This is a genomic window from Actinomyces bowdenii (genome assembly GCF_017592395.1).
GTDB lineage: Bacteria > Actinomycetota > Actinomycetes > Actinomycetales > Actinomycetaceae > Actinomyces > Actinomyces bowdenii.
Genome location: NZ_JAGFOU010000023.1, coordinates 1 through 22,700, shown reverse-complemented (window position 1 = coordinate 22,700; position 22,700 = coordinate 1). Strand labels below are relative to the sequence as shown.

Sequence of the window (22,700 nt, the reverse complement as noted above, 5' to 3'; positions counted from 1 at the left end):
CGGTCGATTCTTGAAGATGTGCAACAGGGGGAGAGAGGGAGGGAGAGAGAGCGGGGGTCATAGGAGGATGGCCAGGGCCAGGAGCAGGGCCGTCAGGCCCGCGCCGGCGACGACACCCCGGTTGGTGCGCACCTGCGGGCGCGTCTGCACCTCCTCCGGTTCGGCGAGCCCGCCCTCGCTCTGGGGCTGATCCGGCCGGGGCCCGTCCCGGCCGCTCTCCCGGCGCGCGCCTGGAGGTGCCGGGGAGGCCAGGGCCTGCTCCCGGTAGAGCTCGATGAGGTCCATCGCCCCCGCGGCGTCGAGCTGGAGGCGGTGGGTGCCCTCCCCGGGGGTGACGAGCTCGGGGCGGGCCACGGGCCGCCCCGACTGGCCCGCCGCGCTGCCGCCCGGGAGCCCGCCCCGTCCCCGGGGGCGATCACTGCGGCCCAGGCGCTCGCGCTGCTCGACGTGGTAGCGCAGCCCGGCGGCCAGGCCCCCGCCCCTGGGGGCAGCGGCGGCGCGGATGCGCCTGCCGTCGTCCAGGACGATCTCCAGGCCCCAGCGCCCCGCGCAGCGCTCGATCCGCTCCCAGGGCAGGACCCAGGTGCGCCAGGCGTTGCGGACGGTGAGGCCATGGGCCTCCAGGCGCAGCGCCGGCATCCACCACAGCAGGACGGCCGCGCCGGTGAGCAGGGCGCTCCAGGCGATCACCTGCACCGCCACCCGGCCGCCGCCGGTGCTCCCCGAGCCGCTGAGATGGCCGGGAACGAGCACGGCGGCGATGACGAGCGCGCACAGGGCCGCCACCAGGACGGTCGCGGCGCGGGCGGTCCAGGAGCGGATGATGACGGTGGGCACCGCCCCATGATGCCCCACGCGCAGCGGGCTCCCGGGCCCACCGCTCACGGGTGGGGCCGGGAGCCCGCTGGTGTCCGTGGCCACCGGGGCGGAGCGCCGGGGCACGAGGGCCCCGGGCCCGGCCGGTGTCAGCCGATCACTCGGAGACGTAGCCGATGCGCTCGGGGCGGTAGGAGGCCAGGCCCTGGGCGCCGAAGTTGGCCAGGCGCTTGGGCACGGCGGTGAACTCGCGGCGCTCGTACATGGGGAAGTTGAGCACGTGCTCCCAGACGAGCTCGTCGACCTGGTTGGTCAGCTCCACGCGCTTGGCGTTGTCCATCTCGACGTCGATCTTGGCGATGAGCTCGTCGATCTCGGGGACGGACTGGCCCGAGTAGTTCGAGCCGCTGCCGGTGCCGTAGATCTGGCCGACATTGGCCATGGGGTACTGGGTCTTCTGCCAGGTGAAGGCGGTCATCTCGTAGTTGCCGGCCTGGACGTACTCGGTGAAGTACTTGTCATTCTCGACCGTGTTGAGGCTCAGGGTGATGCCGACCTCCTTGAGCTGGGACTGCAGGAGGGTCGCCTCGTTCTCAGTGGTGGGGGTGCCCTGGGGGATGACGAAGGAGATCTCCAGCTTCTTGCCGTCCTTCTCGCGGACCTCCCCGCCCTCGGGCAGCATCCACCCGGCCTCGTCGAGGAGCTTCTTGGCGGCCTCGACGTCGTAGGACCAGGGGCCGGAGTTGTCCTTGTAGCCCTCCTGGCTGGGCATGAAGAAGCGGTTGCCCAGCATGAGCTCGGCAGGGTCGTCGATGGGCAGCCCCGCCAGGTCGGAGGCGGCGATGGCCTCGCGGTCGCAGGCGCGCATGATGGCCTGGCGGACCTTCTCCTCGGACAGGGGGCCGCTGGCGGCATTGAGGGTGAAGTGGCGCCACTGGAGCCCGCCCGCCTGGCGCACCTCGGCGTCGGAGCGGCCGACGGCCTGGGTGTAGGTGTCGGCGTTGATGATGTACTGGATGACGTCGATCTCCCCGTTGGCGAAGGAGGTGGCCTCAGCCGCGGCGTCCAGAACCCGGAAGGTCACCTTGTCCAGCTTGGGGGTCTCCCCCCACCACTTGTCATTGGGGGTGAGGGTGACCACCTGCTGGGCGGCATCCCAGGACTCGACCTTGAAGGGGCCGGCGAAGATGTCGTTGTTGAAGTCCTTCTCCACGGAGGTGTTGAAGGTCTCGGCATCCTTCATGAAGTCGGCGGGGAAGCAGGTGGAGAGCACCCCGGTCCAGTCGGGGTAGGGGGACTCGAAGAGCACCTTGAACGTCGTGTCGGACTCCTTCTCCACCTTCTCCACCTTCTCAATGCCGTCGGTGGAGGCCCAGGAGTAGTCCTCGCTCTTGGCCGCGGCGTAGAAGGCCTCGAAGTCCTCGGGCACGATGCTCTTGCCCGAGCCCCACACGGCCTTGGGGTTGAGCTCGATGCTCACCACCGTCTTGCCGTCGACCTCCTCGGCCTCGGCCGAGGCCAGGAAGTCGGGGTTGGGGGTGGCCTCGCCCTTGTCGTCATAGTCGAAGAAGTAGGGGAAGACGAAGTTGTAGATATTGCGCAGATTCACGTCATTGCCCGCCACCGTATTGACATTCCAGTTGGCGATCGGGGCAGTGATCGCGAACTTCAGCTCCCCTCCCTGCTCGATCTTGTCGGGCTCGACGGCGTTGATGCCCTCAGCACCCCCGGAGCCCGAGGAGCCGTCCGTCTTGGAGCAGGCCGCCAGGGCGAGGAGGGCGGCAGTGGAGGCACTGCCCGCCAGGAACATGCGGCGGTTGATCTTCATGGGGATCTCCGTTCATCAATCGTTGATGCTGGTCCGGGCAGGTGGGTTACCCGCCCCGGGGGATGAGGTAGTGAATCATACAATTGTTTCCATAGTGATCACGCCGCGCTCGGATAGTGATCAGTAGCGGGCCGGGCCGCTCCGGAATCGCTCCCGGGATCCACCCGACTCCCACCCCCGGCCCGGGGTGGATGGGGCGGCTCCCCGGCCCCGGGCCGCCGGGATGAGGCGGGGTGCCGGGACCGGGGCGGGGCTCAGAACACCGCCTGGTGCTCGGGGAAGTAGCAGGCGGCCTCATGGTCCGGCCCCATGGAGCGGTGCCCGGGCATGGCCCCCAGGCACCGGGCCTGCTGGGACTCGTCGAGCAGGGCGAGCTTGGGGCAGCGGGTGCGGAAGCGGCAGCCGCTGGGCGGGTTGGCCGGGCTGGGCAAGTCGCCCTCCAGGATGATCCGCTCGCGCCCGCGCTCCTTGGCCGGGTCGGGGATGGGGATCGCGGAGAGCAGCGCCTGGGTGTAGGGGTGGGCCGGGGCCTCGAAGACGGCGTCGACGTCGCCGATCTCCACGATCTTGCCCAGGTACATCACCGCCACGCGGTCGGCGATATGCCGCACCACGGACAGGTCGTGGGCCACGAAGAGGTAGCTCAGCCCCTGGGTGGCGCGCAGCTCGTCGAGCAGGTTGATGACCCCGGCCTGGATGGAGACATCCAGGGCCGAGACCGGCTCATCGAGCACCAGGAGCCTCGGCTCCAGGGCCAGGGCGCGGGCGATGCCGATGCGCTGGCGCTGGCCGCCGGAGAAGTTGCGCGGGTAGCGGTTGGCGTGGCTGGGCTCCAGGCCCACCAGGCTCATCAGCTCCTCGATGCGGGCGGGGATGTCCGCCTTGGCCCAGCCGTTGTGCCTCAGCGGCTCGGCGATGATGTCGAAGATCGGCAGGCGCGGGTCCAGGGAGGCCATGGGGTCCTGGAAGACGATCTGGAGGTCCCGGCGCACGCGCTTGCGCTCCTGGCGCCCCAGCTCGCGCGTGTCCTTGCCCAGCACCACGATGGTGCCCTCCTGGGGGGCGCTGAGGGCGAGCACCTCCATGAGGGAGGTGGTCTTGCCGCATCCCGACTCCCCCACCAGCGCCAGGGTCTCGCCCTCGCGCACATCGAAGGAGACGCCGTCCACGGCGTGGACCGTGCCCACGCGCCGCTTGAACACCGCCCCCTTGAGCAGGGGGAACTCCTTGACCATGCCGCTGACCCGCAGCACCTCCTCGCGCTCGGCGCGCGGCAGGTCCAGGGCGGCGGGGGTCTTGAGCGAGGGGACGGGGAAGATGTCAGTGTAGTCCAGCCTCCGCTCCAGGATGTGGGCGGACTTGATGCAGGCGGCGCGGTGGCCCGCCGTCACGCCGTCCTCGGGCAGCTCGGTGGCGCCCACCCGCAGGGAGTCGGCCGTCGGCAGGTCGGCCATGGCCACGAGACCGGGCTCGGCTGAGGCGCAGCTCTCATCGGCCAGGGGGCAGCGCGGGGCGAAGGGGCAGCCCGGCGGCAGGCTGAGAAGGGAGGGCGGGTTGCCCTCCAGGGTGGCCAGGGCGGAGTCCTTGCGGGCGTCGAGGCGCGGCAGGGCCCCCAGCAGGCCGATGGTGTAGGGCATCGCCGGGCGGTAGAAGATCTCATCGACGCTGCCGGTCTCCACGATCCGGCCCGCGTACATGACGGCCACCCGGTCGGCCAGGCCGGCCACCACGCCCAGGTCGTGGGTGATCATGATGACGCCGGCGCCGGTCTCCTTCTGGGCCGTGCGCAGCACGTCGAGGATCTGGGCCTGGATGGTGACATCCAGGGCCGTGGTGGGCTCGTCGGCGATGATGAGGTCCGGGTTGTTGGCGATGGCGATGGCGATGACCGCGCGCTGGCGCATGCCCCCGGAGAACTCGTGCGGGTAGTTCCTGGCCCGCACCTGCGGGTTGGGGATGCCCACCAGGTCGAGCAGCTCGACGGCGCGCTTCCAGGCATCGGCCTCGGAGATCTGCTGGTGGATCCTCAGCGCCTCGACGATCTGGCTGCCCACCGTGTAGACGGGGGTCAGCGCCGAGAGCGGGTCCTGGAAGACCATGGACAGCTGCACGCCGCGGATCTGGGACATGTAGGCGTCCGAGCGGCCCAGGATCTCGGTGCCGTGCAGGCGGATGGAGCCCGAGACCTCGGCGGAGTCATCCAGCAGTCCCATGACCGCCGTCGAGGTCACCGACTTGCCCGAGCCGGACTCGCCCACGAGGGCCAGGACCTCGCCGCGGGCCACGGAGAGGTTGACCCCGCGCACCGCGTTGACGCGGCCGTCCTCGGAGGGGAAGGAGACCTTGAGGTCGGCGACCTCCAGCAGCGGCGCGCCGGCGGAGGGGTCGGGCAGGGCGGCGGAGGCGTCGGCAGCCTTCTCAGCGCGCTTCTTGGAGATCATCATGCCTTGCCTCCGGACTTGGACGAGGGGTCGATCGCGTCGCGCAGGCCGTCGCCCATGAAGTTGACGCACAGGAGCATGAGGACCAGGACGGCGGCCGGGAACAGGAAGATCCACGGGTAGGTGGTGGCCGAGCGCTGCCCCTCGGCGATGAGCGTGCCCAGGGAGGTGTTGGGCGACTGCACCCCGAAGCCGAAGTAGGACAGGGTGGTCTCGCTGATGACGGCGTAGGCCACGTTGACCGTGGCGTCCACGATGAGCAGGGAGGCGATGTTGGGGATGATGTGCCGGGCGATGATGACCGGGCTGGGAACACTCATGAAGCGGGCGGCGGTGACGTAGTCGAGGTTCTTCACACTCAGCGTCAGGGAGCGCACCACGCGGGCGGTGAGCATCCATCCGAAGCCCGCCAGCAGGACGATGAACAGGGTGATGGATCCGCGCTGGGCGCCGAAGCGCTGGGAGAGGATCGCGATGATGAGGAAGGAGGGGATGACCAGGAGCATATCGGTGGCCCACAGCGCCGCCTTCTCCCACCAGCCGCCGAAGTAGGCGGCCGAGGAGCCTACGATCGCGGCGATCCCGGTCTGGAGCAGTGCCACGCACAGCCCGATGATCATGGACTTGCGGGTGCCCTCCACCACCATGGCGAAGACGTCGCGCCCGCCCTGGGTGGTGCCGAACCAGTGCTCGGCGCTGGGCGGCTGGAGGAAGTGGCCGGAGTCCACCTCGCTGTAGCCCCAGGGGGTGAGCAGGTTGCCGAAGGCCGCGAAGGCCACGATGAGGAGGAGCCCCACCAGGCCCGCCACCGCCGAGCGGTTGCGCGCGAAACGGCGCAGGATGATCTGCCTGCGGCTCAGGCGCCTGGTCTCGCGGGAGCCGTCATCCGGCGTCCCGGTCTGGTCGGCCTCCGCGGCGTCGGCGGCGGCGACGAGGATGTCAGCGGCCATGATCAGCTCACTCTCACTCGCGGGTCCACGATGGCCACGAAGATGTCGGACAGCAGCGCGCCCGCCAGGGTGCAGGTGCCGGTGAAGGCCACGACCGCCACGGTGCCGTTGATGTCCATCTGGGAGATGGCGTTGATGGAGTACTCGCCCATGCCGTGCCAGCCGTAGACGCGCTCGGTGATGGCGGCGCCGGTGAAGAGGGTGGCCAGGGCGAAGGCGAAGTAGGTGGCCATCGGGATGAGCGCGGTGCGCAGGGCGTGGCGGGTGACGGCCGCGCGCTTGACCAGGCCCTTGGCCCGGGCGGTGCGCACGTAGTCGGCGCCCAGGGTGTCGAGCATGAGGTTGCGCTGGAATCGGGAGTAGGAGGCGACCGCCCCCAGGGACATGGACAGGGTGGGCAGGAGGAGGTGCTGCGCCCTGTCGGCGAAGCCGCTGCCCTCACCGACGAACTCGAAGATCTGGTAGCCGGTGGCGGCGTTGATCCGCACGGCGATGACCTGCAGGAGGATCGCGATGACCATGGCGGGCATGGAGATGACGATCATGGAGGCCAGGGAGAAGGCGCGGTCGGCCAGGGAGTACTGGCGCGTGGCCGTCCAGGCGCCCAGGGCCACGCCGCCGACCATGCCCAGCAGGGCGCCGATGATCACCAGGCGCAGGGAGACCCCGACCTTGATGCCGATGAGGGCGTTGACATCCTCGCCCTTGGGGGTCTTACCCCAGTCCCAGTGCAGCAGGACCTGCTGGAGCCAGGTGGTGTAGCGCTCCCACACGGGCATATCCGGGTGGATGTTGTATGCCATGAGGGAGGAGTTGATGGCATCCCAGTTGAGCTTGGGGTCCTCCCGGTTCCACAGCGCTGTGGGATCGAGGGAGACCGAGGCCATGAGATAGGCCAGGGAGGTCGCTATGAACAGCAGGAGCGCGTAGTTCGCGATCCGCCGCGCTAGATAGGGGAGCATATGGTCTTCTCTTCCGGGATACCCCCGGGCTCCCCGCATAGCAGACGGGCAGGCCCAGGGGTGTGCGGACATCACCACCGGACCCGGTGCACACCTTCGCGACACCGCGTCCGGATGGATTGGAGAACCATACCCTCAGAGTGAAACCTGCCGTACACCTGGGGTGTGCTGCGGGTGACAGAAGTTATCGCGCTGGAACACTCCGTCTCCGCCCCGCGCCCGCCCCACCACTGGCGCCACGAGGGCGCGAGGCGCTGCCCGGGGCCGCTCGCGGGGATCAGCAGCGGGCGCCTCCCCGCCCCCGCAGGTGCGACCAAGACCACCACGGACCACCAGGACCACCGCGGACCACCGCGGACCACCGCGGGCAGCCCGGACAGCCGCGGGCTCAGCCGGCGGCCGGCCGGGCCATGGCCTGGGCGAGCAGCTCGTAGGAGCGGCGCCGCGCCGCGGCGTCGTGGACGTGGCAGACCACGAGGATCTCGTCGAGGTCCCAGCGGGCGGCCAGGTCCCGCAGGCCGGCGGCGACGTCGTCGGGAGCGCCGACGTAGGACAGGGCCATGGCGCCCTCCACCATCGCCTCCCGTCCCGGCGCCAGGGCGCGCCAGGCCCCGGGGGCCGGGTCGGGCGGGTCCAGCGGGCCGGGCCGGGCGCCGATGATCCGGGCCGCTGCCGCCATCGCCGTGGAGAACAGCAGGTCCGCCTCCTGGGCGGTGGGGGCGACGACGGCGTTGACCGCCGCCGCGATCCGCGGGCAGCCCTGGCTGGTGGGGGCCTGGGCGTCGAAGACCGAGCGGTAGCTGGTGATCGCGGCTCCCGCCTGGGAGGGGGCGAAGTGGGAGGCCACCGCGAAGGGCAGGCCCAGGCTGCCGGCGACCCGGGCGCCGTTGACCGAGGAGCCCAGGATCCACACGGCCGGCGCGGTCCCCTCACCCGGGATGGCCCGCACGCGCGCGGGCGCGGCGCGCAGGGGGCCTTCCGGTGCGGTGCCCTCCGGTGCCCCCGCCGTCGGGGTGCCGGCACCTGCCGCGCCGGGCTGGATGGCGCAGGAGCGCTGCCCGCCGGGAGCGGCCGCCGGGGATGTGGGGGATGTCGCGGACGCCGAGGGCGCCGCGGCCTCTGCGCCCAGCAGCAGGGAGCCCGGCACGGCGCCGTCGCCCTCCTGCGGCACCGCCCCCAGGTAGGTGAGGATCTCCAGGATCTCCTCGACGAAGTGGCGGGGGGAGGCGTTGCGCCGTCGCAGGGCCGCCGCGGTGAGGCGGTCCGTTCCGGGCGCGCGCCCCAGGCCCAGGCCCACACGGGAGGGGTGGAGGGTGGCCAGGGTGCCGATCTGCTCGGCGATGACCAGCGGGGCGTGGTTGGGCAGCATGATCCCGCCCGAGCACACCCCGATGCGCTCCGTGGCGGCCAGGACCTGGCCCATGAGGACCGTCGTGGCCGAGGAGAGGTAGGTGGTCGATCCGTGGTGCTCGGCGAGCCAGTAGCGCCGGTAGCCGGCCGCCTCCGCGCAGCGCGCCAGGTCGACCATCTCCTCCAGGGCGTCGCGGCGGGTCCTGCCGGCGCTGACCGGCACCATGTCCAGAACGGACAGGACGGGGCCGCCGCTCCTGTGGGACTGACTCATGACGGCACTCTAACCCCGCCGTCGCCCACCGGCCGGGCGGGACCGCCGGGCCGGGCCGGCGTCGTCCACCGCCCAGCGGGAGCCGGGAGCCGGGGGGCGCGGGGTGCGGGGTGCGGGGGGACCAGGAGCCGGGGGTCAGTGGAGCCGGCCGCGGAAGGGCAGCAGGCTGGTGGCCGCCATCGCCTTGATGACGTCGCCCACGAGGAAGGGCACCAGGCCCAGGCCCAGGGCGGCGCCCCAGCCCATGCCGGTGGCGGCCTTGAGCCAGATGACACCGGGGATGTAGACGATGGAGGAGGCCACGAGCATGACCGCGAAGGCCACCAGGGTGCGGTGCAGCGGTGAGGCCTCGGCGCTGCGGGCCCACAGGCGCGCCGCCCGGCCGGCGAGATCGGCGACGAGGGCGTAGCCCAGAACGTAGCCGAAGGTCGCTCCGACCCCCGAGGTCCACCCGGCCAGCACCGGGGCGCCCGCGGCGGCCAGGGAGGCCAGGAGCAGGGAGGCGGCCACGCCGCGGCGCGAGCCCAGGATCACACCCACCGCCAGGGCCGCGAAGGTGCCCAGGGTGATCGGGACGGGGGTGAAGGGCAGCGGGATGGCGAACTGGCCGATGAGCGCGATGGCGGCGGTGCCGGCCAGGATGAGGCAGGCCTCGCGCGCGATGACGCGCAGCGGGCTCAAAGGACGGGCTCCGGCGTGCGCGGCGAGCCCGCCGGCGGCGGATGAGGCGTTCTTCGTCGTCATGCCACAACCCTAAGGGCAGGTGGCGCCCAGCGCTTGGCCATATTGCTCCGAGAAGCACCAGCCGCTCTTGTAGGAGGCCCACAAAAGCGGTGAGGCGCTGCCGCCCCGGCGAGCGCTGCGTCAGAAGAGCGCTGCGTCAGAGGCGGGCGGCGATCCAGGCCAGGAGGTCGGCGGTGACCTGGCCGCGGTTGGTCTCATTGAGCAGCTCGTGGCGCGCGCCCGGGTAGAGGGTGAGGGCCACCTCGCGCACGCCGGCATGGCGGTACATCGTGGCCACGCGGCGCACCCCGGCGCCCATGGCGCCCACCGGGTCGCGGTCGCCCGAGGCCAGGAGCATCGGCAGGCCCGGCGGCATGGAGCGCGCATGCTCGCGAGTGCTGATGGCGGCCATCCCAGCCAGGAGGTCGAGGAAGAAGCCGGAGGTGGTCACGAAGCCGCACAGGGGGTCGGCCACGTAGCGGTCGACCTCCGCCGGGTCGCGGCTGAGCCAGTCGACCTCGGTGCGGTTGGGGGCGAAGTGCCTGCGGTAGGGGCCGAAGGCCAGGGCGTGCAGGAGGCGGCTGGGCCTGCTGCCACCCCGCATGCGCGACTCGGCCGAGGCCAGGGCCATGCCCGGAGCGGTCAGCGTCCCCGCTCCCGAGCCGGCGCCCAGGAGGATGAGGCCGGTGAGCTCCTGCCCGCGGCGCGCGGCCAGGTCCCGCGCCAGGAAGGAGCCCCAGGAGTGGCCCATGAGGATGACGGGCACGCCGGGGTAGGTGGCCCGGATGCGATCCAGCAGCATGGACAGGTCGGCGACCACCAGCTCCCAGCCATCGCGCTCGGCCAGGTGGCCCCGGGCCTGATCGGCAGTCGTGAGGCCATGGCCGCGGTGGTCGTCGGCGTGGACGGCGTAGCCCGCCTCCACCGCCGCGGCGGCGAAGCGCCCGTAGCGGGCGGCGTGCTCGGCCATGCCGTGGACGACCTGGATGACGGCCCGGGGCGGGGCCGGTGAGCCCTGCGGCCGGGCCGCCCGCGGTCCCGCCTGCTGGACGGCGTCCCCCGGGTCGGCGTCGTCTGCGCCCTGCGCGGGCCCGGCGGCGCCGGCAGCCCCGGGCGCCGGTGCACCGTGGCGCTCCAGCCCCTCCAGGGGCGCCACGCCGTCGGGCAGCCAGGAGTGGATGGCCAGGCGCGTGCCGTCAACCGCCGTCATATGGGTGATCTGGGTGTGCATGGGTCCTCCTGCCTCCGAGGCTACCCGTCAGCGCCCCGGCACCGGCCCAGGCCGGCCAGGAGGCGGTCGAGCTCGCCCGGGCGGCGCAGGCGCAGCACACCGGGCCCCTGGGCGCAGGCCTCCAGCTCGCGCACGAATCGGCGCTTGCGCGAGAAGGTCCGGGCGTGCCACAGCAGGATCGACTCCGGCCCCAGCGCCCTTCCCCAGGACTCGGTGTTGCCGTTGCAGATCCGCTCCTGGTCGCGGACCCGACGGGCGGTGCGGCGCACGAGCCGCCCCAGGGAGACCACTCGCGGGTAGTCCAGGGCGACCACCACCTGGGCGCGTTCCAGGACGCTGTCCCGCCAGAGGCCGTAGGCGGAGTCGAGCACCCACTCATCCTGGGACACCAGTGCGCGGACCAGGGCCAGCTGCTGGTCCTGCGGGCGTTTGACCCACGCCCCCTCATGCGCCGGCAGGAAGCCGATCCCCTCATCGGCCAGGTGCAGCGGCAGGCCCAGGGCGCGGGAGAGGCGGGCGGCCGCCGTGGACTTGCCCGAGCCGGTGACTCCATGGAGGAGGATGCGCCTGGCGCGGCCGACCTCCTCGATACTCGCGCGGGGCATGGGGCTCCTGGGGGTCGGGTTCGAGACGGGCGGCCAGGCTACGTGGCCGGGTCGGCGGGCGGCCACCGGGCGGGGCGTGCCACAGGCCGAGTTCGCGATCTCGTACCCTCGCGCTCGATCTCGTCGGTCAGGGCTACGAGACGGCGGGCTGACGTACGAGACAGTGGGCGAGGGTCACGAGATCGTGGGCGAGGGGCGGATGACGGGACCGCAGGACCACCCAGGCACGGCCCCGGCGTCGACCATCTAGTGTGGCCCCGTGCCCGCTCATTCCTTCGCCCTCATCCCGGCCGCCTACATCCTGCTCCTGCGCCCCTGCCCCGAGGGCGGGGCCGACCAGGTGCTCCTCCAGCTGCGGCAGCACACCGGGTACATGGACGGGTACTGGGCCTGCGGGGCCGCCGGCCATGTGGAGGACGGGGAGAGCGTCGTGGCCACCGCGCTGCGAGAGCTGGGCGAGGAGCTCGGGGTCAGCGCCGAGCCCACCGCCCTGGAGCCGCTGACCGCCATGCACCGCAGCAACGATCCCGGCGGGGCGCCCCGGGAGCAGCGGGTGGACTTCTTCTTCACCCTGCGCTCCTGGTCGGGCGCGCCCCGCATCCAGGAGCCGGGCAAGACCGCGGCCCTTCAGTGGTTCGCCCTCGACCGCCTGCCCGAGCCCACACCCCCGCATGAGCGCCGAGTGCTCGGCCTCCTGGCCGCCCACCTGGGCGGCGGGGCAGCGCTGCCCGCGGTGATGACCATGGGCTTCGAGCCCGGCGAGCGCATCGACCACGACGACAGGCCCCTGACCCCCTGAGGGACCCCATCGGGCCCTTGCGCCCCCGCCTGCGCGGCCCGGGCGGGGGCGTCCGGCTCAGGCCACGGCCAGGTGCAGGCGGTTGCCCCAGGGGTCCTCGGTCAGGATCGCGGCGCCGTCGTCAGCCACCCGCGCCCCGTGGGAGACCAGGCGCTCGCGCACGCTCGACAACTCCCGGGCGTCGGGCACGAGGATGTCCACCCTCCCCAGCCCCAGGCCGGGGCCGCGCCGGCCGGCGCCCCGCGAGTTCCACACGTTCATCGCCATGTGGTGGTGGTAGCCCCCGGCCGAGACGAACAGCGCACTGCTGCCCATCTGGGAGGTGATGTCGAAGCCCAGGGCGTCGACGTAGAAGCGGCGCGCGGTGCCCACATCCCCCACCTGGAGGTGGACATGCCCCACCCGGCCACCCACGCCCAGGCCGTCCTCGGCGTCGATCTCCCCGGAGGCCGACGGCGTCGGCAGCGCCCGCGCCTGCTCGATGGCCCGGCCGATGGCGGCGGCACCGAGGTGCTGGGCCAGGAAGGCGTTGGGGTCGATCCCCAGGGTGTCCATGCGCACACGCCCGTTGACCCACTCCCAGGTCTCGCGGGGGCGGTCCCAGTACAGCTCCAGGCCGTTGCCCTCGGGGTCGTGGAAGTAGAAGGCCTGGGAGACCAGGTGATCGCCGGGGCCCTCGAAATGGGCGGGGTGGCGCACCCACATGCGCACCAGCGAGGCGGCCAGCTCGGCGGGGGTGTCGAACAGGACGGCGGTGTGGAACAGACCCGCGGCGCCGCGGGGCGCGGGGGCGAGCCCCGGGGCGTCCACGAGCACGACGACGGGGCGCCGCCCCAGCCCCAGGACGGTCCGGCCCGGCTCGGCGGCCAGTGGCGAGAGGCCCACGCCGCGCACGTAGAAGTCCTCCATGGTGCGCCGATCCTGGACCAGGAGCTCGACGGCGCCCATCGAGGTGGCGTCCGCCAGGCGGCCGTCCCGGCTGACGGGGGCGGGGCCGGGCGGGGGCGGGGCCATTGCTGGATCGGACGGCGGATCGGATGGTGGATCGGATGGTGGATCGGATGGTGGATCGGATGGTGGATCGGATGGTGGATCGGATGGTGACGGCATGAGGACTCCTTCGGATATTGACTCATCAACAATCTGCTGACGCAGGAATTCCGTCGGGCTCCTCACATCCCAGCGCGGCAGCGGGCGGTTGCCCCGGGCCTCAGCCCGCCAGGAAGGCCTCGATGGCGGGCAGCTCGCCGCGGGCCTGGGCCAGCCCCGCCTCGAAGGCCGAGACGATGCGGTCGTAGCGCAGCTCGCCGTTGGCCACGGGCATGCGCTCGGGGCGGAAGAGGTAGGCCCGGCCCTCACGCTCCAGCTCCTCGAGCTCGGCCACGGTCCGGTTGTAGTTCGCGGGGCGCTCGATGATGCCCCGGGCCAGGGCCGGGTAGCGCGCGAAGAGCCCGCGGTAGGCGCCGGGCCGGCCCACCGGGGGCTTGACGTAGCCGCGCGGGCGGGTCATCACCACCAGGAAGCGCTCGTAGCCATCGGCCCGGGCGGCGTCCAGGGCGAAGCCCCCGGTGGGCCCCAGGGCGCCGTCCATGTAGGGCACGCCGTCGATGCGCACCATCGGCATGAGCACCGGCATGGAGGAGGAGGCCCGGGCCCGCGGCAGCAGGTGCGCCATGGTGGGCATGTCCTCCAGCCCCCAGTAGACGCTGCGCCCGGTGTCGCAGCGCAGGGCGCCGATGCGCACGGTGGAGGCCGAGGCGCTAAAGGTGGGCCAGTCGAAGGGCAGGGACTCCTGGGGCTCCGAGGTGTGCTCGTAGATGTACTCGGAGTTGAAGTAGCCCCGGCCCCGCAGGAAGCTCCCCCACCCCCCGATCCGTGGGTCGGCGGCCAGGGACACGAAGGCCTCCCGGGTGCGCCAGGTGTCGCGCGAGACGAAGTTGCAGGTGTGCGTGCAGCCCGCGGAGATGCCGCCCACCCAGGGGAAGGACAGCCCCGCCTCCAGCATCACCCGCACCAGTGCGGCGGTGTAGGCCCCGCGCATGCCCCCGCCCTCGAAGATCAGGGCGACGTCGCGGGGCCCGTGGGTGATGGGGGCGGGCCGGTGCCCGGGGCTGCCGAAGGGCACCCGCGGCCCGGGGGGCGCGGGTCGGCTGCGCTGGGGATGCGCGGCGTCCGGGGCGCCCGGGGCACCGGGGGTGTCCGGGGCCCCCGGGGCACCCGCTCGGGGACCCGCCGGGCCGGTGCCCGGCGTCGGGGGCGGTGAGGGTGAGTCGGTGGGGCTGGTGGGACTCGGCATGGCTGCACCTTATGCCCGCCTTCCCGTTATTCCCGCTCGCGGCCCTGTCCGCTGCCCGCGCACCGCCGCCCCGGCCGGCGACGGCGCCCGGGCGGCGGCGTAGCGTGACGGGCATGAGCTCTTCCCACGCCGGCCCCCGCATCCTGGAGCCCCTGGAGATCCGCGGCACCCGGGCGCGCAACCGCCTGTGGCTGCCGCCCATGTGCATGTACAGCGCCGAGGCCGGCGACGGCCGGGTCACCGACTGGCACCTCACCCACTACGCCAGCCGCTCGGCGGGCGGCTTCGGCACCATCATCGTGGAGGCCACCGCGGTCACCCCCGAGGGCCGGCTCTCGCCCCAGGACCTGGGCCTGTGGGATGACCAGCAGGTCGAGGGCCACCGCCGCCTGGTCCGGGCCATCGCGGAGGGCGGCGCCCTGCCGGGCATCCAGCTGGGGCACGGGGGCCGAAAGGCCGGCACCCCGGCGATGCGCCCGGCCGCCCCGGGGGCGCGGCGCGCCACCCTGGAGGGCTGGGAGCTGCTCGCCCCCTCCCCCATCGCCCACCCCGGGCATGCCCAGCCCGCCGAGCTCGACGCCGTCGGGATCGAGCGCCTGGTCGCGGCCTTCGCCGCCGCGGCCCGACGCGCGGCGCAGGCCGGCTACGAGGTCATCGAGATCCACGGGGCGCACGGCTACCTCATCCACGAGTTCCTCTCCCCGCTGTCCAATGAGCGCGGCGACGACTACGGCGGCGATGCGGCCGGGCGGCGGCGCTTCGCGCTGCGCGTGGCGCAGGCGGTGCGCGAGGCGATCGGGGATGAGCGCGTCCTGGGGGCGCGCCTGTCGGCCACCGACTGGCTGGAGGGCGGCCTGACCCTGGAGGACACCGCCGCGCTGGCGGGCGACCTGGTGGCGGCGGGGGTTGATGTCCTGCACATCTCCAGCGGGGGCAATGCTCCCGCCGAGGTGCCGGTGGCCCCCGGCTACCAGCTGCCGCTGGCCGAGGGCGTGCGCCGGGCGGTGCAGGGGCGGGCCCAGGTGGTGGGCGTGGGCCTCATCCAGCAGGCCGCCCAGGCGGAGCAGGCGCTGGTGAGCGGGCAGGCCGACGCCATCGCCGTGGGCCGCGCGGCCCTGCGCGACCCCTACCTGCCGCTGCGCTGGGCGGCGGACCTGGGGGCCCGGGGCTGGGACGAGGCCCCCTGGCCCATCCAGTACTGGCGCGGGACCTGGCAGTAGGGCGGGGCGGCCCGGCGCTGCCCCTTCCCGCCCGGGGGCGCCACGGAGGTGGTTGGGATCTCGAGGTCAGCCCCGGGGGCGCCCCTTCACGCCCGGGGGTGCCCCAGCACCAGCAGGCCCACCAGCAGGCCTATGCGGAGCGCCCCTTCACACCCGGAGACGCCCCTTCACGCCCGGGGGCGCCGGGTCCGCCCGGGGGCGTCCGGGCCGTCCCCGGCGGCGGGTCTGCGGCTGGCCGGCCCGGGCCCTGCGCGGTTTTCCCACTCTGGACGCGGATTCGACTCTTGCAGGGGTGGCAAACCGCGTCCTGAAGGGGAAAACCGCGTCTTGAAGGGGAAAACCGCGTCCTGAAGGGGCGATCCGCGGAGGGGCAGGGCTCAGATCCACCCGCGCTCGCGGGCGATCATGAAGGCCTCGAAACGGTTGCCAGCCCCCACCTTGCCCATGGCCGAGGACAGGTAGTTGCGGGTCGTGCCCACCGCCAGGTGCGCGGCGGCCGCGATGTCCTCCACCGATCCCCCGCGCCCGGCCAGCTCGAGCAGCTCGGACTCACGGCCGGTCAGCGGGGAAGCCCCTGCCGTGATGGTCAGGGCCGCCAGGTCGGGGTCGATGAACCGCCCGCCGGCGTGCACGGCGCGGATGGCCTCGGCGAAGCGCTGGGCGGTGGAGGTCTTGGGCAGGAAGCCCTGCACCCCGGCCGCGAGCGCCCGCTTGAGGGCGTGGGGACGGGCGTGGCTGGTGATGACCAGCACCCGGGCGGCGGGGGTGAGCGCGCGGATGGCCACCGCGGTCTCGACGCCGTCCATACCGGTGAGCTGGAGGTCGCAGACGCACACGTCAGCAGGCGCACGGCCTCCCTCCTGCCTCATCCCGCGGCGCCACCACTCCACCAGATCCTCCCCCGAGCCGAGCACGGCCAGGACCTCCAGATCATCCTCCAGTCCCAGGAGGGTGGCCAGGGAGGAGGCGATGAGGGACTCGTCATCGGTGATGGCGATGCGGATCATGCGGACTCCTCCTCATCGGCGGTGAAGCGCAGGTGGGAGGTGAAGGCCGGGGGCCGGTGGTCGATGATGATCCGGGAGTCCAGGGCCTCGGCCCGACGGCGCAGCGCCTCCAGGCCGCTGAGCGGCCCCAGCCGCCCCGCGACCCCGTCGTTGCCCACGCTCACGCCATCGGCGCCGATGGTGATGGTCACCTGTGTGGCCGAGGCGTGGCGCAGGACGTTGGTGGCGGTCTCGCGCATGAACCAGGCGGCGGTCTGCTGCTGAGCAGCGGGCACCTGGTCGCACTGGCCGCGCACGGTCACCTCGATGCCCGCCGTGCTCAGCAGGGAGCGGGCCCCGGCCAGCTCGGTGGGCAGGTCGATGACCCGGTAGCCCTGGACGACCTGGCGCATATGCGCGGTGGAGCGCCGCATGAGGCTGCGCAGCGCCTCCAGCTCGGAGACCGCCCGGGCATCGCCGCGCTGCGCCAGGGCCAGGGCGAGCTCGGTCGTCAGGCTCATGGCGGCCAGGTCCTGGCCCATGGTGTCGTGGAGCTCCTGGGCGATGCGCAGGCGCTCCTCGGTGGCGGAGAGCTCGGCGGCCAGGGTCCTGGACCTCTCGGCCTCCCGCAGAATCCTGACGGCCCACAGGCTCCCCGTGGTGGCGCTGGTCATGATCGGTGGCGTGAGGAGGATGCAGACGGTCTGCACGGGCTCCACGTGCAGGGGGTAGGTCACGATGGTGACGGCAAGGGCCAGGGCCGTCATCGCGGCCCACCGGTGCCTCATCCGGGGGATGTGGACCAGGCTGACAACGGTGATGGGCGCGTAGATGCCGATGAGCACGATCCCGGCTCCCCTGGCATCCAGCGGGGGCAGGAGCCCGGCGATGACGGCGCCATGGAGCAGCAGCCACGTCCCGCACACCACCAGCGCCAGCACGCTGCAGGCGCGCAGCCATCGGCGATGATCGGCGCGTGGACGGGCATTGAGGCCGGGGTGGAGCTCCAGGGCGAGCACGCCGGCGATCAGGAGGGCCACGAGCAGTGCCACGGTCACGGTCACCAATGGCGCGAGGCCCTCCTGCCCACGCCCCGCCGAGATCATGGCCAGGAGGTTCACCAGGGTGACCAGGATGAGCAGGGCGTGGAGGGACCAGCGGTTGTAGAGGCTGTAGCGCTCCAGGGGGGCCATGCGCCTCCATGCCGCCAGGCCGGGGAACCTGCTCACCGGTGGGACCTCGCTCTCCGCTCGTCGCTCTCCTGCTGCTGATGATGCACCGCTGCTGGGCGGTTGCTGGGCGGTGCGCACCGGGACTGTACCGGCCGCCCGGCTCCTGGGCTCAGCGGTGGGTCTGCCAGCGCATGGCCCGGGGGACGACGGCGAGCAGCGCCACCGCCCACAGGGCCAGCATCCCGAGCATCGGCCAGGCCTGCCCGACCGCCTCGCCGGCGCTCGCCGCCGGGCGCCCGGCGGCGAGATCGGCCGGGGTCAGGCCGGTCCAGGCCAGCCAGGCCAGGTTGTCCAGGAGGGCGAAGGGGGTGCGGTCGACCACCTCCAGGATCCTGTCGGGCAGCAGCATGCGCATGGGGGACAGGCTCACCATGGCCAGCGCCATCACGGGCAGGGAGGAGATCTGGGCGGCCTCGGCGTCGCGCGTGAAGCCGGAGGTCAGCAGGGCCAGGGCCACGGCGATGGGCAGCCCGAGGCCCAGCCCGACCACCATGAGGAGGGGGGCCAGGGCGGCCCCGGCGCCCATCACCATGGCCAGGAGCACGAAGACCGGCAGCAGGACCAGGCTCAGCACGCTTCCCGGGATGGCGATCGCCGTGAGGATCTCGGTGTCGGAGGCCTGCCCCGTGCGCAGGCGCTTGAGGACGCCCTCATCGCGTCGCGTGGTGGCCATGGACAGCACCGAGTAGAAGGGGACGAAGAGCAGAGTGAAGATGAGGAAGGAGCCCGCAGCCGTGCCCGCGGGCACGGGCGTGCCCGGGACCTGCCGGTCGAGCAGCATGTAGTAGCCCAGGGCGAAGAGCAGCGGGAAGACCCCCGCCAGGACGATGAGGGTGGTGTTGCGCCGGAACTGCTGCCACTCGGCCCGGGCCAGGGCGCCCGTGCGCCGGACGGCCCCGCCGACGCGGGAGCGCAGGCCCTGCTGGATCTCCAGGCCCTCCGGGACCTGCGGGTCGGGGCCCGAGGACGGGGCCCGATCCGCGGGGTCGCTGGCGGGCCCAGTGGTGGTCTCGGGCAGGGCGGGGTCGGGGATGCCTGCGGTGGTGGTCATGAGGGTGGTCCTTCCTGTGTGCTTGAGGTCCTGTGCGCGGGTCCGGCCCGCGCCTCAGTCCTGGTCCACCACGGGCCCGGTGCGCCCGGTGACTCCCAGGAACACCGTCTCGAGGGTGGCCGGGCGGGCGGCGAAGCCCTGCAGGACCAGCCCGTGGCGGTCCGCCCAGCCCAGGAGGGCCAGGGTGTCGCGCTGAAGGGCGCTGGTGGTCACGGTCACGGCGCTCCCGCCCCCGGCACCACCGGCGCGCCCTCCCCCGGCGCCCGCGGGAGTCGTGGCCAGGGTGGTCCCCGGCAGGGAGGGCAGCGGTGGGGCGCCGTCGGGCAGGGTGAAGACGATCTGGCTGGAGGAGGTGGCCACGAGCTCGGACAGGGTGCCCTCCAGGGCGATCCGCCCCTGGTGCATGATGGCGATCCGGTCGCTCAGGCGCTCGGCCTCCTCCAGGTAGTGGGTGGTCAGCACCATGGTCAGACCGCGCGAGGTCAGGCCGGCCAGCAGGTCCCACACGTCCCGGCGGGACTCGGGGTCCATGCTCGTGGTGGGCTCATCGAGGAACAGCAGCTCGGGGCGCCCGATGAGCGCGCAGGCCAGGTCGAGGCGCCGCTGCTCGCCACCAGACAGGGCCCCCACCTTGACCCTGGCCCGGGAGGCGAGGCCGACGTCGTCGAGCACCTGGGCCACGGGCAGCGGGGTGGCGCAGGTGCCGGCCCACATGGCCAGGGCCTCGGAGGCGGTGAGCTGGCGGGGCAGGCCGCCCGACTGGAGCATGGTGCCGGTGCGGGGGCGGATGCGGGCGCGGTCGCGCCGGGGGTCCAGGCCCAGGACGCGCACGCTCCCCCCGGAGGGGGCCGCCAGCCCCTCCAGGATCTCCAGGGTGGAGGTCTTGCCGGCGCCGTTGGTGCCCAGGAGGCCGAAGACCTGGCCCCGGGGTACCTCCAGGTCGATGCCGTCGACGGCGGTGAAGGCCCTGGAGCCCGACCCGTAGATGCGGGTCAGGCCGTGGGCGACGATGACGCGCTGGGGGCCGCGGGGCGTGGTCGTGGTCATGGCCCCAAGGGTTCCGCCTATCGGGGCGCCCCGGTAGTCGCAGCCGTCATGAGGACAGGTGCGCCTCATCATCGGCTCGGCATGACGGATGTCATGAGGCTTCTGGTGAGCACGGTCCCGCCCGGTCCGCCCGGCCCCGGCGCTGCCCTTTCCCGCCCGGTCCGCCCGGCCCCGGCGCTGCCCCTTCACGCCCGGTCCGCCCGGCCCCGGCGCTGCCCCTTCACGCCCGGTCCGCCCGGCCCCGGCGCTGCCCCTTCACGCCCGGGGGCGCCGGGTCCGCCCGGGGGCGTCCGGGCCGTCCCCGGCGGCGGGTCTGCGGCTGGCCGGCCCGGGCCCTGCGCGGTTTTCCCACTCTGGACGCGGATTCGACTCTTGCAGGGGCGGCAAACCGCGTCCTGAAGGGGCGATCCGCGTCTTGAAGGGGAAAACCACGTCCTGAAGGGGCAATCCGCGTCTTGAAGGGGAAAACCACGTCCTGAAGGGGCGATCCGCGGAGGAGCAGGGCTCAGCGGGGCAGGGCCTCCAGGTAGAGCCAGCGCCCGGCGCGGCGCACGAAGCGGGAGCGCTCCCGCAGCTCGTCGACGGCGATGCCTCCCCGCCCATCGGCCGCCCGGTAGCGGGCGGTGAACTCCACGATGCCGGCCTCATCATCCGGCTGCCCGGCCACGACCTCCTCGATGCGCAGCCCCAGCCACTGCGTGCTGGGGTGGCAGTAGGGGCCGGGCGGGCGGGTGCGCGGGTGCCAGGTGCGGAAGATGTGGTCCTCATCCCCGAGGGCGAAGGCCGAGTACCGCGAGCGCATAAGCGCCTCCGCGGTGGTGGCGGGCCGCCCGTCGTGGATGGGCTCGCAGCAGGCGCAGTAGGCCTCCCCACTGCCGCAGGGGCAGGGGTCGGCGCCCCTCGCGCCCGCGCTGCGCACCGGCGAGGCCCCGGCCGCCGCGGGGGCCCGGCGGGCCCTGCTCGGGCGCGCCATGCTCAGGCCCCCAGCCAGTAGGCGTGCAGGGCCCGGGCCAGGAGGGGCCCGTCGGACACGGCGCACATCTCGCGCTGGGAGTGCATGGACAGCAGCGCCTGACCGACGTCGATGGTGGTCATGCCCAGGCGCGTGGCGGTGATGGGGCCGATGGTCGAGCCGCAGGGCACCGCGTTGTTCGACACGAAGTCCTGGCTGGGCACGCCGGCGGCTGCGCAGGCCCGGGCCCACACGGCCGCGCCGAGCGCGTCGGTGGCGTAGCGCTGCTGGGCGTTGATCTTGAGAACCGGCCCCCCGCCCAGGACCGGCCGGACCATCGGGTCGTGGAGGTGGCCGTAGGCAGGGTGGGCGGCGTGGGCGGCGTCGGCCGAGACGCACAGGGATCGGGCCAGCATGGCGGCCCGGGCCTCGCCCTCCACGCCCAGGGAGTGGGACAGGCGCTCGAGGATGCTCTCCAGGAAGGGCCCGCCGGCGCCCGAGCGGGTCTGGGAGCCGACCTCCTCATGGTCGTTGGCCACCATGAGCAGGGGGCCGGCGGGGGCCGGGGCGCCCGGTGCAGCGAGCTCCTCCAGGGCGCGCAGGGCGGCGTGGACCGAGGAGAGGTTGTCCAGCCGGGAGGAGGCGAGCATCTCCCCGCGCGCGCCGAATCGGGCGGGCGCCTGGGTGGGGTAGGTGACGATGTCGTGGAGGGCCAGGTCGCCGGGCTCGATCCCGGCCAGCCGGCACAGGTGGTGCTCGGGGGCGTCGGGGCGGGCCCACGGGCGGAGCGCCTCGGGGCCGGCTCCCGGGGCCGGCAGCGACCACAGGGGCATGAGGTGGGCCTGGCGGTCCAGGTGGAGGGAGTCGTTGACGCTGCGGTCCAGGTGGGGGGCCACCTGGGCGACGCGCGCCACGGGGCCGGTGCGCACGAGGTGGACGGCGCCGTCGCGGGTGACCAGGCGGCCGGCGAGCCCGAGCTCGCGATCCAGGAAGGAGTTGAGCAGGGGACCGCCGTAGACCTCCACGCCCAGGGCCTGGATGCCCTCGCGCACGACGGCGGCCCGCGGCTTGAGCTTGAGGGCCGGGGAGTCGGTGTGGGCGCCGACGATCCTCCACCCCGCGTCAGCCGCCAGCGCCTCGGGCAGGATCCAGGCGATGATGGCGCCGTCGCGGATGACGTGGCCGCGGGCGGGCGCGCCCTCCCAGGCCTCGGTCTCGCGCATCGGCTGGAAGCCGGCCGCCTCCAGGCGGCGCGCCGTCTCGGCGGCGGCGTGGTAGCTGGAGGGGGAGGCGGTCACGAAGCTGATGAGGGAGTCGGTGTAGGCCTCCTCGTCGTGCAGGGGGCCGGGGCCGGCGAGGGCTGCGGGACCAGGGCTGGCGGCGCCGGCGGTGCTGGCGGGCTCAGTGGGCGAGGTGGTGGGCTCGGAGTCGGGGGTCGTCATGGGCCCAGTGTGTCACTGCGTCACTACGTCACCGCGCCCCGCACGGCCGGGACGCGGCGCCGCCATGCGGTGTCATGCGGTGTCATGCGGCCCAGCCCAACCGCCCAGCCACACCGCCCCCGGCACCCCCACACCGCCCAGCCATGCCGCCCCCGGCACCCCCACACCTCCCAACCACACCGCCCAGCCACACCTCCCGGCCATGCACCCCCTTAGCACGGGCAGGCCCCTCGCAACGGGGCAGGCACAGCGCCGCGCAGCCAGACGCACTTACCTGGAGGTTGTCGACGCCGTCGGCGCGGGCATGGCCTGGGTGGTGCGCCAGGAGGAACAAGGGGCCCGGGAGACTCACGTGCTCCGGGAGGGCCGGGTGCGTCTCGTAGTGTGGTGGCAATTCCTGCGGGCCTGGCCGGCGAGGGTGGCTGGGGTGGGCATCGTGGGAGCCCAGCTGTTCGACCAAGAATCACTAGGAGTGTCCCACGATGCCCAAGAACC

General features: G+C 73.4%; 19 protein-coding genes. 2 read left to right on the top strand and 17 right to left on the bottom strand.

The features are described from left to right. Positions 1-57 precede the first annotated feature (57 nt). The 9 genes from J5X07_RS10215 to J5X07_RS10175 form a co-directional block, all read right to left on the bottom strand. Positions 58-837, bottom strand: coding sequence for a hypothetical protein (locus J5X07_RS10215; protein ID WP_208479732.1), 780 nt, complete (start codon positions 835-837; stop codon positions 58-60). Between the two features lie 136 nt (positions 838-973). Beyond that, positions 974-2,644: an ABC transporter family substrate-binding protein gene (locus tag J5X07_RS10210; protein WP_208479731.1), complete on the bottom strand. Its 1,671-nt coding sequence runs from the start codon at positions 2,642-2,644 to the stop codon at positions 974-976. 254 nt (positions 2,645-2,898) lie between these two features. After that, positions 2,899-5,088 carry an ABC transporter ATP-binding protein gene (locus tag J5X07_RS10205; RefSeq protein ID WP_424924125.1) on the bottom strand — a complete coding sequence of 730 codons (2,190 nt, stop codon included), beginning with the start codon at positions 5,086-5,088 and terminating at the stop codon, positions 2,899-2,901. Next, positions 5,085-6,035: an ABC transporter permease gene (locus tag J5X07_RS10200; protein WP_208479730.1), complete on the bottom strand. Its 951-nt coding sequence runs from the start codon at positions 6,033-6,035 to the stop codon at positions 5,085-5,087. Before J5X07_RS10200 ends, J5X07_RS10205 begins: the two co-directional genes overlap by 4 nt. 2 nt (positions 6,036-6,037) lie before the next feature. Then, complete coding sequence (locus J5X07_RS10195; protein WP_208479729.1) at positions 6,038-6,997, bottom strand: ABC transporter permease; 960 nt, start codon at positions 6,995-6,997, stop codon at positions 6,038-6,040. Positions 6,998-7,385: 388 nt separating this feature from the next. Next, positions 7,386-8,621, bottom strand: a complete 1,236-nt coding sequence (locus J5X07_RS10190) for an MsnO8 family LLM class oxidoreductase (protein WP_124933576.1) — start codon at positions 8,619-8,621, stop codon at positions 7,386-7,388. 135 nt (positions 8,622-8,756) lie between these two features. Continuing rightward, complete coding sequence (locus tag J5X07_RS10185; protein WP_208479728.1) at positions 8,757-9,365, bottom strand: biotin transporter BioY; 609 nt, start codon at positions 9,363-9,365, stop codon at positions 8,757-8,759. A gap of 136 nt (positions 9,366-9,501) precedes the next feature. After that, on the bottom strand, positions 9,502-10,575 hold the full coding sequence (locus tag J5X07_RS10180) for an alpha/beta hydrolase (RefSeq protein ID WP_208479727.1): 1,074 nt from the start codon (positions 10,573-10,575) through the stop codon (positions 9,502-9,504). 20 nt (positions 10,576-10,595) lie between these two features. Then, positions 10,596-11,180: a P-loop NTPase family protein gene (locus tag J5X07_RS10175; RefSeq protein WP_208479726.1), complete on the bottom strand. Its 585-nt coding sequence runs from the start codon at positions 11,178-11,180 to the stop codon at positions 10,596-10,598. Between the two features lie 259 nt (positions 11,181-11,439). Here J5X07_RS10175 and J5X07_RS10170 point away from each other — a divergent pair, with 259 nt between their 5' ends. Next, positions 11,440-11,979 (top strand): NUDIX domain-containing protein, encoded by a 540-nt coding sequence (locus J5X07_RS10170; protein ID WP_208479725.1) that lies wholly within the window; start codon positions 11,440-11,442, stop codon positions 11,977-11,979. 57 nt (positions 11,980-12,036) lie between these two features. On the opposite strand, the gene J5X07_RS10165 is transcribed toward J5X07_RS10170, so the two are convergent. Together J5X07_RS10165 and J5X07_RS10160 are read right to left on the bottom strand one after the other, a co-directional pair. Beyond that, complete coding sequence (locus J5X07_RS10165) at positions 12,037-12,993, bottom strand: VOC family protein (RefSeq protein WP_208479724.1); 957 nt, start codon at positions 12,991-12,993, stop codon at positions 12,037-12,039. Positions 12,994-13,189: 196 nt separating this feature from the next. Next, entirely contained in the window at positions 13,190-14,275 is a 1,086-nt protein-coding gene (locus J5X07_RS10160; RefSeq protein WP_243896729.1) for a patatin-like phospholipase family protein, read from the bottom strand. A 113-nt stretch (positions 14,276-14,388) separates the two neighbouring features. Between J5X07_RS10160 and J5X07_RS10155 the strand changes: the two genes are divergently transcribed. After that, positions 14,389-15,495, top strand: a complete 1,107-nt coding sequence (locus J5X07_RS10155; protein WP_208479723.1) for an oxidoreductase — start codon at positions 14,389-14,391, stop codon at positions 15,493-15,495. Positions 15,496-15,872: 377 nt separating this feature from the next. Here the strand turns inward: J5X07_RS10155 and J5X07_RS10150 are convergent, their stop codons facing one another. From J5X07_RS10150 to J5X07_RS10125, 6 genes are all read right to left on the bottom strand, one after another. Beyond that, positions 15,873-16,502: a response regulator transcription factor gene (locus J5X07_RS10150; protein WP_124933583.1), complete on the bottom strand. Its 630-nt coding sequence runs from the start codon at positions 16,500-16,502 to the stop codon at positions 15,873-15,875. Continuing rightward, positions 16,499-17,710, bottom strand: a complete 1,212-nt coding sequence (locus tag J5X07_RS13435; RefSeq protein ID WP_208479722.1) for a sensor histidine kinase — start codon at positions 17,708-17,710, stop codon at positions 16,499-16,501. The genes J5X07_RS10150 and J5X07_RS13435 overlap by 4 nt, the downstream gene beginning before the upstream one ends. A 112-nt stretch (positions 17,711-17,822) precedes the next feature. Then, positions 17,823-18,764: an ABC transporter permease gene (locus tag J5X07_RS10140; protein WP_208479721.1), complete on the bottom strand. Its 942-nt coding sequence runs from the start codon at positions 18,762-18,764 to the stop codon at positions 17,823-17,825. A gap of 54 nt (positions 18,765-18,818) precedes the next feature. Beyond that, positions 18,819-19,811 carry an ABC transporter ATP-binding protein gene (locus tag J5X07_RS10135; RefSeq protein ID WP_208479720.1) on the bottom strand — a complete coding sequence of 331 codons (993 nt, stop codon included), beginning with the start codon at positions 19,809-19,811 and terminating at the stop codon, positions 18,819-18,821. Between the two features lie 505 nt (positions 19,812-20,316). Further along, positions 20,317-20,784, bottom strand: a complete 468-nt coding sequence (locus tag J5X07_RS10130; RefSeq protein ID WP_208479719.1) for a YchJ family protein — start codon at positions 20,782-20,784, stop codon at positions 20,317-20,319. A gap of 2 nt (positions 20,785-20,786) precedes the next feature. Next, positions 20,787-22,205: a M18 family aminopeptidase gene (locus J5X07_RS10125; protein WP_208479718.1), complete on the bottom strand. Its 1,419-nt coding sequence runs from the start codon at positions 22,203-22,205 to the stop codon at positions 20,787-20,789. Positions 22,206-22,700: the final 495 nt, after the last annotated feature.